10 protein-coding genes and 1 tRNA gene are annotated in these 12,394 nt (G+C 61.3%); 6 read left to right on the plus strand and 5 right to left on the minus strand.

Translation table 11 applies throughout. The features are described 5' to 3' along the window. Nucleotides 1–14: 14 nt before the first annotated feature. Nucleotides 15–1,841, minus strand: coding sequence for a gamma-glutamyltransferase (gene ggt, locus RGV33_RS04280; protein ID WP_322143214.1), 1,827 nt, complete (start codon nucleotides 1,839–1,841; stop codon nucleotides 15–17). Between the two features lie 192 nt (nucleotides 1,842–2,033). Between ggt and RGV33_RS04285 the strand changes: the two genes are divergently transcribed. Continuing rightward, nucleotides 2,034–2,924, plus strand: a complete 891-nt coding sequence (locus RGV33_RS04285; protein WP_416152106.1) for a bifunctional helix-turn-helix transcriptional regulator/GNAT family N-acetyltransferase — start codon at nucleotides 2,034–2,036, stop codon at nucleotides 2,922–2,924. Between the two features lie 67 nt (nucleotides 2,925–2,991). Here the strand turns inward: RGV33_RS04285 and RGV33_RS04290 are convergent, their stop codons facing one another. Continuing rightward, a complete protein-coding gene (locus RGV33_RS04290; RefSeq protein WP_322143215.1) occupies nucleotides 2,992–3,921 on the minus strand; it encodes a LysR substrate-binding domain-containing protein in 930 nt (309 codons plus the stop codon). Nucleotides 3,922–4,109: 188 nt separating this feature from the next. Here RGV33_RS04290 and RGV33_RS04295 point away from each other — a divergent pair, with 188 nt between their 5' ends. The 4 genes from RGV33_RS04295 (at nucleotide 4,110) to RGV33_RS04310 (ending at nucleotide 9,352) form a co-directional block, all read left to right on the plus strand. Beyond that, the gene (locus RGV33_RS04295; RefSeq protein ID WP_322143216.1) at nucleotides 4,110–5,693 is read left to right on the plus strand and encodes an amidohydrolase; all 1,584 of its coding nucleotides are present in this window, start codon (nucleotides 4,110–4,112) and stop codon (nucleotides 5,691–5,693) included. A gap of 54 nt (nucleotides 5,694–5,747) precedes the next feature. Next, nucleotides 5,748–6,548 carry a transporter substrate-binding domain-containing protein gene (locus RGV33_RS04300; protein ID WP_322143217.1) on the plus strand — a complete coding sequence of 267 codons (801 nt, stop codon included), beginning with the start codon at nucleotides 5,748–5,750 and terminating at the stop codon, nucleotides 6,546–6,548. Nucleotides 6,549–6,598: 50 nt separating this feature from the next. After that, nucleotides 6,599–8,140: an amino acid ABC transporter permease/ATP-binding protein gene (locus tag RGV33_RS04305; RefSeq protein ID WP_322143218.1), complete on the plus strand. Its 1,542-nt coding sequence runs from the start codon at nucleotides 6,599–6,601 to the stop codon at nucleotides 8,138–8,140. Between the two features lie 171 nt (nucleotides 8,141–8,311). Next, nucleotides 8,312–9,352, plus strand: coding sequence for an EamA family transporter (locus RGV33_RS04310; RefSeq protein ID WP_322143219.1), 1,041 nt, complete (start codon nucleotides 8,312–8,314; stop codon nucleotides 9,350–9,352). Between the two features lie 81 nt (nucleotides 9,353–9,433). Here RGV33_RS04310 and RGV33_RS04315 read toward each other — a convergent pair. Both RGV33_RS04315 and RGV33_RS04320 read right to left on the minus strand, forming a co-directional pair. Then, a tRNA-Met gene (locus tag RGV33_RS04315) sits at nucleotides 9,434–9,510 on the minus strand. 252 nt (nucleotides 9,511–9,762) lie between these two features. Continuing rightward, nucleotides 9,763–10,083, minus strand: a complete 321-nt coding sequence (locus RGV33_RS04320; protein ID WP_322143220.1) for a DUF6124 family protein — start codon at nucleotides 10,081–10,083, stop codon at nucleotides 9,763–9,765. Nucleotides 10,084–10,509: 426 nt separating this feature from the next. Between RGV33_RS04320 and RGV33_RS04325 the strand changes: the two genes are divergently transcribed. After that, nucleotides 10,510–11,727: an MFS transporter gene (locus RGV33_RS04325; RefSeq protein WP_322143221.1), complete on the plus strand. Its 1,218-nt coding sequence runs from the start codon at nucleotides 10,510–10,512 to the stop codon at nucleotides 11,725–11,727. Nucleotides 11,728–11,835: 108 nt separating this feature from the next. On the opposite strand, the gene RGV33_RS04330 is transcribed toward RGV33_RS04325, so the two are convergent. Beyond that, the gene (locus RGV33_RS04330) at nucleotides 11,836–12,387 is read right to left on the minus strand and encodes an RNA polymerase sigma factor (RefSeq protein ID WP_322143222.1); all 552 of its coding nucleotides are present in this window, start codon (nucleotides 12,385–12,387) and stop codon (nucleotides 11,836–11,838) included. Nucleotides 12,388–12,394 lie beyond the last annotated feature (7 nt).

The following is a 12,394-nucleotide window of genomic DNA, read 5'->3' on the forward strand; positions in this document are numbered from 1 at the left end:
TCCAGTGAGTCAATTCAATCTCCCAGCGCTTCGCCTTCACGCCGTGGGTCAGCCCCGCCGATCAACGACGCCTTGCCCTGCGCATCACGCACCCGCACGATCGCCTGGGCGCCGCTGGTCATGTCGATTTCGCTCAGGGCGTGGCCCTTGTCCTTCAGCGCCTGTTTCAACTGCGCACTGAACAACCCGGCTTCCAGCTCGGTAGGCCCATTGCGGCTGCCGAAGTTGGGCAGGCCCACGGCGGCTTGCGGGTCGAGGTTCCAGTCGAGCATGGCCACCAGGGATTTGCTCACATATTCGATGATCTGCGAACCGCCCGGCGAACCCACCGTGGCCACCAGCTCGCCGCTCTGGCGATCAAACACCAGAGTCGGTGCCATCGATGACCGCGGGCGTTTGCCCGGCTCGATCCGGTTGGCTACGGGCTGGCCATTTTCGTCGGGGATGAAGGAGAAATCCGTCATCTGGTTATTCAGCAAGAAACCCTGAACCATCACATGCGAACCGAACGCGGATTCCACCGTGGTCGTCATCGACACCGCGCCACCCACGTCATCCACCGCCACTACTTGGGATGTGGAAATGCGCAGCGGCGAGCGATCCGGCGCGTAGGCCACTTCAATTCCCGCAGGCTTGCCCGGCTTGGCGACGCCCATGCTGCGCTCACCCACCAACGCCGCACGGGCGGCCAGGTAATCGGGAGCGACCAGCCCGGCCACCGGCACCGGTACGTAGTCAGAATCCGCCACGTACTGGGCGCGGTCGGCATAGGCCAGGCGCTCGGCCTCGGCGATCACGTGCACGGCCTCGGGGACTGGCTCCAGGCCTGCCGGGGAGTCGTTCTTCACCGGCTTCAACAGCGCCAGCGTCATACGCGGGTCGCGAGCCTCCAGGGCCTGCAACGTACCGAGGATCTGCGCGATGGCAATCCCGCCCGACGACGGCGGTGGCATGCCACAGACTTTCCAGCGCTTGTAGTCGGTGCACAACGGCGCCCGCTCAACCGCGCTGTAGCCCTTGAGGTCGGTCAACGTCAGGCTGCCGGCGTTGCTGTTGCCTTGCACCTTGCGGGTGATTTCTTCGGCAATCGGGCCGTAGTACAGCGCGTCCGGGCCTTCTTTGGCGATGCGCTTGAACACGTTGGCCAGCGCCGGGTTTTTCAGCGGCGTGCCGGTAGCCTTGGGGCTGCCGTCGGCGTTCAGAAAGTACGCGGTCATTTCCGGCGAGCGGCTCATATGGCGGTCGGCGGCGATCAGGCTGTGCAGGCGCGCGGAGATCGGGAAACCCTGCTCGGCTAGGCGAATGGCGGGCTCGAACAGCGTCGCCCATTGCAGGTGGCCGGTCTTTTTATGGGCCATTTCCAGGGCGCGCAACACCCCCGGGGTGGCCACCGAACGCCCGCCAATCTGTGCCTGCGGGAACGACATCGGCGTGCCATCGGCGTTGAGGAACAACCGCTCGGTGGCGCCCGCCGGTGCGGTTTCGCGACCGTCGTAGGCGTGCACCTGTTTGCCGTCCCACAGCATGATGAATGCGCCACCGCCGATCCCGGAAGACTGCGGCTCTACCAGGGTCAGCACGGCCTGCATGGCAATCGCCGCATCGATGGCCGAGCCGCCCTTGCGCAATATTTCGCGCCCGGCTTCGGCGGCCAGCGGGTTGGCAGCGGCGGCCATATGGCGCTCGGCGTGGCGGGGGCTCATGTCGGTGCGATAACCCGAGCCGAGTTCCGGGGCGGGTGGCAGTTCGGGCGCGGTGGCGCTGTGGCAGGCGGCGAGGGTGAGGGCGGCGGTAATCAGCGAGAGGGTGGTAAGGCGTTGACGGTGGAAAATCGAAAGCACGCGATGACTCCGTTCATTTGAGAATGATCTGTTGTCCGTGTAGGGAATGTAACTCAGTGCTTTGGGAGAGGGGAGATTGATCTGTATTTGGTTGTTCAGTACAACTATGTCTCTCCTCATTCGGGCAAGAGGTTTCTCGTGAACCGTTCCATGCCAGACCTTATCGACCAGATCCGTTGTGCCTCGCGCCTTATGGTGCGAGAGCTGGGCTTCATGCAGCCGAAATTGGCCTCCAGCAGTTATCCGCCGTCATCGGTGCACACGATTGTCGAAATTGGCGAGCGCGGCTCACTGACGGCGGCTGAACTGGTCACCTTGCTGGGGCTTGAAAAGTCGTCGGTAAGCCGCATGGTGCGCAAGCTGATTGAGGCGGGCGAGCTGGAAGAGTTTGCCAACGAGAACGATGCCCGCTCGAAAAAGCTGCGGCTCACTGCTCAAGGTCAGCACACGCTTGGCGACATCGAAACGTTTGCCCGGCGCCAGGTGGGGGCGGCGATTGGCGACTTGTCCAGCGAACAGCAACAGGCCGTCAGCCGTGGGCTGGATCAATACGCCGGGGCCCTGCAAACCCAGCGCACTGGCGCCCGGCAACCCCGGCACTACCGCATTGCCCGTGGCTACCGGCCTGGCGTTATTGGGCGCATCGTGCAGATGCACGCCGAGTACTACGCCAAACACGCCAATTTTGGCCAGCCGTTTGAAAGCCTGGTGGCGGCAGACATGGCTGAGTTGATGGGGCGCCTGGCCAACCCGCGCAACGAGGTGTGGGTGGTGCTGGAGGGGGCACAGATCGTCGGTTCGATCGCCATTGATGGCGAGGGCGAAAACGGCGAGGCGATCTTGCGCTGTTTCATCCTGGACCCGTCGGCTCACGGCCAGGGCTTGGGTAAACGGCTGCTGAAAGAGGCGCTGGGTTTCTGTGATGAGCACCGGTTTGCGGCGGCGCGGCTGTGGACGTTCAAGGGCCTGGATGTGGCGCGCAAGCTCTATGAAGACGCAGGTTTTGTGCTGGAGTCGGAACAGGAAGGGCAGCAGTGGGGCAAGTCGGTGGTGGAGCAGTGTTTTGTGCGGCAAGGGGTTTGATGCACAGCGCCCCACGGCCTGAAAATCACTCGTCGAGATTGCCCCTGGCTCACGAGGGAACAGGGAGCTAACCCCCCGCATCCGGCTCCGGTGCAAAAATCCCGCTCATGTTCGGCGTGGTCGCATACACCTGTCGCGTCAGCCACTCACTGAACGCCTTCACCACCGGCCGTTCGGCCTTCAGCGGGTCGGCCACCAGGTAATAGCCGCGATTGGAATGAATCGACAGCTCAAACGGCCGCACCAGCAACCCTCGTGTCAGCGCATCACCGGCCAGCAGGTTGTCGCCGATCGACACGCCCTGGCCGGCAATGCACGCGGAAATCGCACAGTGGGCATCGGTGAACAGCACGCCGGCAGTGACATCGATGCCGGTGGCGCCCACCGCCCCGAGCCAGGTGCGCCAGTCCGAATAGTCATTCATGTGCAGCAGCGGGTAGGCCGCAAGGTCCTGGGGCGTTTTGAGGCCCGGGCTGCCATTGATCAAGCGCGGGCTGCACACCGGGAAGTAGTGCAGGCCCACCACCTGGCGTGTCACCTGGTTGGGCCAGTCACCCACGCCATAAGCGATGAACACGTCGGCGCCGGTGTCGCTGGTGTCTTCGACGGAACGCGGCGAGATGATCTTCAGGCGCACCTTGGGGAATTGCTTGAGGAACGAGCCGATGTGCAGGCACAGCCAATACGTGGCGAACCCCGGGTTGCAACTGACACACAACGGCCCGGTGAACTGGTCGTCATCGGAACGTCGCCCGGCCTCCTGGGTGCTGGCCAGAATCTTGTGCACCTCCCGGGCATAACGCTCACCTTCGTAGGTGAGCTTGATGCCTCGCCCGGTACGCTCGGTCAGCGCGTAACCGAGGCCTTCCTCCAGAGTGTTAATGCGGTGGCTGATAGCGCTGCGGGTCAGGTTCAGCTCCACGGCCGCCGCGGTGACGCTGCCCAGCCGCGACACGGCATCAAAGGCGCGCAACGCCGTCATCGAGGGGAATCGCATGGCTTATGCTCCGGTTTTTTTCTGGAGTCTAAAGGCATCGGCGGTGCGGGTAACAGGCAAAACTATTTACCCAATAACCGCCGGTTTTTTTCGATTGTTGTTTATTTCCCTTCACCAATACTAAGGCGAAACGAGACACCGGCGTGACCGTCCCGACCACTAAAAATAAAAAAGCCGAGGTAGCCGCAATGCTGCAACACAAACAATTTGTGCTGGACTGGATCGACACCAACCGTCAGCAACTGTCCGACTGGCACCAGACCATCTGGCACTTCGCCGAGCCGGCCTTTCGGGAGTACAAGTCGTGCGCCTGGTACGTCGAGCTGCTGCGCAAGGAAGGCTTCACCGTGGAAGAGGGCAGCGGCGGCATGCCTACCGCGTTCTGCGCCACCTTCACCCAAGGCGACGGCCCAGTGCTCGCCACCTACGCCGAATACGACGCGGTGCCCGGCAATTGCCAGGCCGCGGCCACCAAAAAAATGCCTCGCGACGGCTTGTCCAAATTCGCCCCGGGCCACACCGACCCGCATTCGGCACTCGGCATCAGCGCCCTCGGCGGTGCACTGGCAGCCAAGGCGGCGATGCTCGAATTCGGTATTCAGGGCACCATCAAGTTCTTCGGCGAACCAGCGGAAAAACTCCGCGCCTCGAAACCGGTACACGCCGCCAAGGGTTACTACGATGACCTCGACGCCGCCATCAGTTTCCACCCCACCTACATGCTGCCGCTGAACAACACCACCACCTGGGACACCCACTGCGGCATCGCCTATTCCTACATCTACACCTTTACCTGCGAAGAGCCGCAGAACTGGATCGCCGCCGACAAGTACAGCCCGATCCCGCAAAATCACCTCGCCGCCCGGGCGCCCGGTGCCAACGATGCGTTGGTGCACTTCTACACCTTGAACGAAAGCCTGCGCCGCTCGACGCTGCCGTTCACCGGGTTGTGGAGTTTCAACGAAGCCATCCTCACCGCCGGCCAGGCCACTGCCGATAACTTGCCGCCACACATTGCGCAGGTGCAATACCTGCTGCGCTGCGACTCCATCGAGCAGGCCGAAACCATTTCCCAGGTGATGGACAACAACGCCGCAGCGGTCTCACTGGCCACCGGCTGCCAATGGAAAAAGACCTGGGTGTGCAAGTCCCGTGGTGGCCTGGCCAACCACGTCATGGCCCAGGCCACCTACGACAACCTGGCCGCCATCGGCGCCCCGACCTGGGACGCTGAAGCCATCGCCATCGCCCAGCAAATCCAGGCCAACCTCAACCTCGACCCGATGGAAAAACCCTTTTTGCCAGCCACCGAAGCGCTGATGGAGCCCCGCGAGTGTGAGCGCCAACTGCGCCTGCAAATGCCGGCCTGGCAAAAATACCTGACCTCCGATGACTACCCCGAATACACCTGGCATTGCCCGACCGTACGCCTGTACGTAGCGCGCCCGATGCTCTCGGCGCCGCCCGGCTACACCTACCCGGACTGGGTCTCCAATGCCTTGGGTGGCATTCGCCAAACCATCGACCCAATGATCAGCGTCGCCGCCAAAACCATTGCCACCTCCTTGATCGACCTGTTCACCCAACCCGACCTGCTGCACGCCGCCCAGCGCGAATTCAACGAACGCACCGGCGGCGGCATCGGCGGCACACAGTGGCAGGCGCCGCTGTTGCCGCAAGACTTCCAGGTGCCGCACCGCTTCCGCTGGCCGGAATACATCAGCACCGTACGCGGCGAAGAGTGGTGGATTCCGGCCAGGGACGACGAGTAATCCACCGCAGCACCGAGCGTTTCATCCAACAACAATAAGATCGAGGCCTTACCTATGTTCGCCAAAACCTCCGGTATCACCCGCGCCGCCCTGTTCACTGCGTCCCTGCTGTGCATCGGCCAGAGCCAGGCCGACGTCACCGCCACGCCCGGTGTGCTGAAAATCGGCATGGAAATCACCTACCCGCCGTTCGAGTCCTACGATGGCGACAAAGTCGTCGGCTCCGACCCGGAGCTGATCACCGCCATGGCCGCGCACCTGGGCCTGAAAACCCAGCTGCTGGACACCAAGTTTCCCAACCTGATCATGGGCCTCAATGCCGGGCACTACGACGCGGTGATTTCCGGGATCTATATCACCCCCGAGCGCCAACTCCAGGCCCAAACCCTCCCGTATGCCCAGGCGGGTGCGTCGATTTTGGCGCCCAAAGGCAGTGAGCTGAATGCCAAGACGCCGCAAGACCTCTGCGGCCACAAAATCGGCCTGCTGCAAGGCAGCGCCTGGGTTGCGAAATTCCTGCAGCTCTCCAGCGATTACTGCCTGCCCAACAACAAGGGCGCGATCACGGTCAACCAATACCCCAACTCCCCGGAAGTCACCCAGGCCCTGATGTCGCGCAACATCGAAGCCCAAGTGGAAATCGGCGGCGCCGCCGAGATGATCGTAAAACGCACCGGCGGGCGGGTGATGATCACCTCCGACACGTTGATCTACCCGCAGACCCTCGGTATCTACGTGAAAAAAGGCAATGACGCGACCTTCAAAGCCCTGACCGAAGCCCTGGCCCAGAGCAAAGCCAGTGGCGAGTACGCGGCGATCCTCAAGAAATACAACCTCGACGCGATCCCGGACTGACTTTCCTTTAGGGCGATGCCGCCCCATGCGGGCGGCGATGGGAGTTTCTTATGCAATTTGACTGGTCGTATTTCGTCTCGCTGTTTTCCATGCGGGCCTTCTGGGACGCCTGCCTGGTGGTGATCGAACTCAGCGCCTTGAGCTGGTTCATCGGCATGGTGCTGGGGTTTTTCCTGGCCTCGGCCAAACTCTCGAAAAACCGCCTGCTCAGTGCGCCGGCGGCGGTGTATATCTGGTTCTTTCGCAGCGTGCCGCTGCTGGTGCTGGTGGTGTTCGTCTACAACGCACCGCAGATGTTCCCGGCCAGCGGCTCGTTGCTGCAAAACCCGTTCTACTCCGGGCTGATCGCGCTGGTGGTGACCGAGTCGGCCTACATGGCCGAGATCCATCGCGGTGGGCTGATCTCGGTGCTCAAGGGCCAGAAAGAAGCCGGCCGCGCCCTGGGCATCGGCACTGTGGGCATCGAGCGGCTGATCGTGATTCCCCAGGCCTTTCGCATTGCGCTGCCGACCCTGATCAACGAATACATCACGGTGGTCAAACTGACCTCGCTGATCTCGGTGATCTCCCTCACGGAAATCCTCACCGTTGGCCAGCGGCTGTATGCGCAAAACTTCCTGGTGATGGAAACCCTGCTGGCCGTCGCGGTTTACTACGTGCTGATCGTCACGGTGTTCGGCCAACTGTTGCAGTGGCTGGAAAACTACCTGGACCTGAGCAAGCGCAAGCCGCAAAGCCTCAACGAAACCGCCACCGCCGCACTGCGCAAAACCCTCGACGCGCAAGTGCCGGTGGTGCGTAATGCGCAGCCAGCGGCGACCCCGGCATTGCAGTTGAACAACATTCACAAATGCTACGGCGAGCATCAGGTGCTCAAGGGTATCGACCTGCAGGTGAAGTCCGGCGAAGTGATCTCCATCATCGGGCCTTCAGGCTCGGGCAAGACCTCGCTGATCCGCACCATTAATGGCCTTGAGGCCATCGACCAAGGCAATATCCTGCTCTTCGGCGAAGGCTTTATCGAGCCGCATGACAAGCCCAACAACGCGCAAATCCGCCGGGGCGTGCGGCGCATCGGCATGGTGTTCCAGAACTTCAACCTGTTCCCTCACCGCAACATCCTCGACAACATCACCCTGGCCCAGCGTTACCACGGCAGTCAAAAGCGCCTGAGTGAACAGCGCGCGTACCAGTTGCTGGACAAGGTCGGCCTGCTGGCCCACGCCGGCAAATACCCGCACCAGATCTCCGGTGGCCAGCAACAACGCGTGGCTATCGCCCGGGCGCTGGCGATGGAGCCGGACATCATGTTGTTCGACGAGCCCACCTCGGCGCTGGACCCGGAGCTGGTGGGCGAGGTGCTCGGTGTGATCCGCAATCTGGCGAACGAGGGGATGACCATGGTTATCGTCACCCATGAAATGGACTTCGCCATGTCGATTTCGGACCGGGTGATTTTCATGGAGGACGGCAAGGTGCAACTGGATGCGGCGCCGCAGGTGATACGGCAAGACGCCGCGGGGGAGCGGGTGCGCAGGTTCATGGGGATTGGGGCCGAGGTGCGGCATGAGCCGGCGGCGATGAATGGCTGATTGGTTTTAGTGATCTGCCGGGTTGACCGCCTGCCGTGATTTCAGAAGGCGGTCGCCAGCCGGGCTATCCTGGTGCTTCAGCCCCACAGACAGGCAGCGTTCACATTATTCCTGCCCGGGCACAGCTATGATGCTCGTCCTTATGCAATAACCCTGACAGGGCGACCCATTATGAATGTGAGCGTTCTCTACGCGTTGGCGGCGGCGGCATTGTTCGGCGCCAGTACTCCGCTCGCCAAGCTCCTGGGGGTGGGTACGCCGCCCATCCTGTTGGCAGGGCTGCTCTATCTGGGCAGCGGCCTGGGCCTGGCCATCGTTCGGTTTGCGCGCGACCACGGCTGGAAACGGCCCGGGCTTGCAGCAGGGGAGTGGCCCTGGCTGATCGGCGCCATCGTCTTTGGGGGCATGCTTGGGCCTGTGGCGCTCATGTACGGGCTCACCCGCACAGCGGGCGCCACCGCATCGCTGATGCTCAATCTGGAATCAGTGCTCACGGCCGTGCTGGCGTGGGTCGTGTTTAAAGAGAACGCAGATCGCCGGATTGTTATCGGCATGATCGCTATTGTTCTGGGCGGGATCGTTTTGTCATGGCCGCAAGGTACAGCGACGGCTCATGATTGGACGGGACCGCTGGGCGTGGCTTTCGCCTGCTTGTGTTGGGCCATCGACAATAACCTGACCCGTAAGGTCTCTGCCTCAGATGCGCTTTTTATCGCCGGCAGCAAAGGCTTGGCGGCGGGGGTGGTCAATTGCTGTTTGGCGTTGGCCATCGGCTCGCAACTGCCAGGCTTGGCCACGCTGGGGTCGATCATGGTGGTTGGGTTGCTTGGGTATGGCGTGAGTCTGGTGCTGTTTGTGCTCGCTCTGCGCGGGCTTGGCAGCGCGCGCACCGGCGCCTACTTTTCCACCGCTCCCTTCCTTGGCGCGGTCATCTCGATCCTGCTGCTCGGTGAATCGGTCTCGCTGATGTTCTTGCTCGCTGCCGCCTTGATGGCCATCGGGGTGTGGTTTCATTTGATGGAAAACCATGCTCACGAGCATCAGCACGAACCCCTCACACACGGTCATCGCCATACACACGATGAGCACCACCAGCATGTGCATGGCGTTGAGTGGGACGGTACCGAGCCACATAGTCATGTGCATCAGCACGCACCGGTTCAGCATAGTCATGCGCATTTTCCCGATGTACATCATCGGCATAAACACTGACTTCGCCAGGGCAACAGGGCCGTGGACTTTTCTGCAGGCATAAAAAAACGGCCTACCTTTCGGTAAGCCGTTTTTAGTACTTGGTGGCTACACAGGGACTTGAACCCCGGACCCCAGCATTATGAATGCTATGCTCTAACCAACTGAGCTATGTAGCCAAGTGGCGCGCATTATTCGCGGAGAACGGGAATGCGTCAAGCGCTTTTTTGAAAATTTATCTACGCTATCAACTGTTTAACGGGAAACACCGGGTTTGGTGACGAGCGGTTGGGGTTTGCGCAGGTCCCGGCCTCACAAAAATCTTCTGTAGGAGCTGGCTTGCCGGCGATACAGGCACCGCGGTGTATCCCTGACACCGAGGTGATGCTATCGCCGCCAAGCCGGCTCCTACATTTGTTCGGGGTTAAGCGTCAGGTTTTGCGCGGGTGCAGGCACTCTATCGAGCGGTCCACCATGGCCTTGGCGATTTCCAGCAGGTGCCACACGGCGAGGACTTTCGCACGCTCGGGGCTTTGCAGGTGTTCGCCGCAATCAAGCGCGGTGGCCGAGGCGCTGTGCAGCAGGTCGGCGGTGTAGAGCAGGGAGTCTTCGAAGCTGATGTCGTCGCTGATGGCGTAGAAGCTGGTCGACGGTTGCGGCGGGTCGGTCGGCAGGTAGTGGTCGAGCGCTCGGGTGAAGGCGGCGCGGTCTTTGGCCTGGTCACGGGGTGGATCGGGGACGATCTTGAACATGGTGTAGCTCCTATTGATCTGAAGAAGCTGCCACCTTCGCTGCTAAACGTAGGGTGGCGGCTGTACGCGGGTTAGCAGACCAGTCAATAGGAAAACCGGCGCACCCGAAGGTGCCCCACGCACAGCCACCATAAAACGGAGCCGTAAAACGTGTGCCTATTGAGTTCAGGCTGCTAAACCCGATCACTGAAAACCAGCGACGGACCGAAGACTAGCCACCGACTCCCCCAGGCACAAGGCCGAAAGATTCTCTAGGAAACGTCCCGCAAATTAAAGGGATTCATCTTGCTGGCCCTTTACAAACCATGACCGCTGCATCGATTCATCTACTCGTTAGCCTGCTAACGGGATAGCCTTCCTGCACCCAAAAGTGGCACATTGTCGCACCTGCACCTGTGCATCCATCTGCTGTACGGAAAACCTCCCATGGCTCTGAGCAATTCCCAGCCCTCCGTGGCTACGACGCCTGCCGCCGGGCAAACCAGCCCGTTGGTGATGCGTGTGATCGGCGCGGTGGCGCTGGCGCATTTGATCAATGACTTGATCCAGTCGGTTCTGCCCTCGATCTACCCGATGCTCAAGGCCAATTACGGCCTCACGTTCACTCAGGTCGGCCTGATCACCCTCACGTTCCAGCTCACCGCGTCCCTGCTGCAACCGTGGGTGGGTTATTACACCGACCGCCATCCCAAGCCGTACCTGTTGCCCTGCGGAATGGTCTGCACCCTGGTGGGCATCTTGATGATGTCCCAGGTGGGCAGCTTCCCGTTGATCCTGTTGGCAGCGGGGCTGATTGGTGTCGGCTCGTCAACCTTCCACCCGGAAGCGTCCCGCGTGGCGCGCCTGGCGTCGGGCGGGCGGTATGGCCTGGCACAGTCGACCTTCCAGGTGGGCGGCAATGCCGGCTCGGCCTTCGGCCCGTTGCTGGCGGCGGCCATCATTATTCCGTTCGGCCAGGGCAATGTGGCCTGGTTCGGTCTGTTCGCGGTGTTTGCATTGTTTGTGCTGTACGCGATCAGCCGCTGGTACGCGCACCACTTGAACCTGTTCAAGCTCAAGCAGGGCCAGGCGGCCACTCATGGCCTGTCCAGGCGCCGGGTGCTGAGTGCGCTGGTGGTGCTGGGGCTGCTGGTGTTTTCCAAGTACTTCTACATGGCCAGTTTCACCAGTTACTTCACCTTCTACCTGATCGAGAAGTTCGACCTGTCGGTGGCCAGTTCCCAGCTGCACCTGTTCCTGTTCCTGGGCGCAGTGGCGGCGGGTACGTTCTTTGGCGGGCCGATTGGCGACAAGATCGGCCGTAAGGCAGTGATCTGGTTTTCGATCCTCGGCGTGGCGCCGTTCACCTTGCTGCTGCCCCATGTGGACCTCTTCTGGACCAGCATCCTGAGCGTGGTGATCGGCTTTATCCTGGCCTCGGCGTTCTCGGCGATTGTGGTGTATGCGCAAGAACTGGTGCCGGGCAATGTGGGGATGATCGCCGGGGTGTTCTTCGGTTTGATGTTCGGGTTTGGCGGGATTGGCGCAGCGCTGCTGGGCCACCTGGCAGACATCCACGGCATCGAGTACGTGTACACGCTGTGCTCGTTCCTGCCGCTGTTCGGGGTGTTGGCGATTCTGTTGCCGCGCAACAAAAAGGCCTGATGTCAGGTCAATCGAGTCGGGCAGATATCCTTGCTGCCCAACGCTTGCGTCAAACGGGTAAATCAGTTGCTCCTGCAAAGGGTATCGGCGTTGCGCCGGTGCCCCGATTTACGGCTGTAGTGGGTTGCAGGTAGCCCGCTTGAGTTGTTCGCGCGCACGGGATAAGCGTGAGCGAACGGTGCCGATGGGAATGGCCAGCACGTCGGCAGTGTCTTGATAGCTGCCGTCAGTCTCCAGTGAGGCGTACAGCGTTTTGCGCATTTCCACCGGCAAATGCTTGATGGCCAGCAAGGTTCTTTCGAGCCTGCGGTTGACCTCGAACTCCCAGTCCAGGTTGTTGGTTTCCTCCTGCCCATGCCACAGCGCCTCATCGAATTCGCAATGCACCGGCTTGGCATACAGCCGCCGGAAGTGATTGCGGATCAGGTTCTGGGCAATCCCGCACATCCAGGTGCTGAGTGTCGCTTGGCCATTGAAGCGGTCCCTGTTGCGCCAGGCCTCCAGGTAGGTCAGTTGCAGAAGATCGTCTGCATCTTCCGGGTTCAGTACGCGTTTATGAATGAACCGCCGGAGTTTTTTTTGGTGGTCTTCCGACAGGCCTTGGATGGAGCGGTGCGGGTCGGGCGTAAGGTGAACTTGAACATCGATAGGGATATCCATGAATTTT

This window comes from Pseudomonas sp. Bout1 (assembly GCF_034314165.1).
In the GTDB taxonomy this organism is placed as follows: Bacteria; Pseudomonadota; Gammaproteobacteria; order Pseudomonadales; family Pseudomonadaceae; genus Aquipseudomonas.

Bases quoted from the DNA above. Each gene is read 5' to 3' on its own strand.
- RGV33_RS04300 (WP_322143217.1), top strand. From the start codon at position 5,748: ATGTTCGCCAAAACCTCCGGTATCACCCGCGCCGCCCTGTTCACTGCG.
- RGV33_RS04295 (WP_322143216.1), top strand. From the start codon at position 4,110: ATGCTGCAACACAAACAATTTGTGCTGGACTGGATCGACACCAACCGT.
- RGV33_RS04290 (WP_322143215.1), bottom strand. From the start codon at position 3,921: ATGCGATTCCCCTCGATGACGGCGTTGCGCGCCTTTGATGCCGTGTCG.
- RGV33_RS04285 (WP_416152106.1), top strand. From the start codon at position 2,034: ATGGTGCGAGAGCTGGGCTTCATGCAGCCGAAATTGGCCTCCAGCAGT.
- RGV33_RS04320 (WP_322143220.1), bottom strand. From the start codon at position 10,083: ATGTTCAAGATCGTCCCCGATCCACCCCGTGACCAGGCCAAAGACCGC.
- RGV33_RS04325 (WP_322143221.1), top strand. From the start codon at position 10,510: ATGGCTCTGAGCAATTCCCAGCCCTCCGTGGCTACGACGCCTGCCGCC.
- RGV33_RS04310 (WP_322143219.1), top strand. From the start codon at position 8,312: ATGAATGTGAGCGTTCTCTACGCGTTGGCGGCGGCGGCATTGTTCGGC.
- RGV33_RS04305 (WP_322143218.1), top strand. From the start codon at position 6,599: ATGCAATTTGACTGGTCGTATTTCGTCTCGCTGTTTTCCATGCGGGCC.
- RGV33_RS04330 (WP_322143222.1), bottom strand. From the start codon at position 12,387: ATGGATATCCCTATCGATGTTCAAGTTCACCTTACGCCCGACCCGCAC.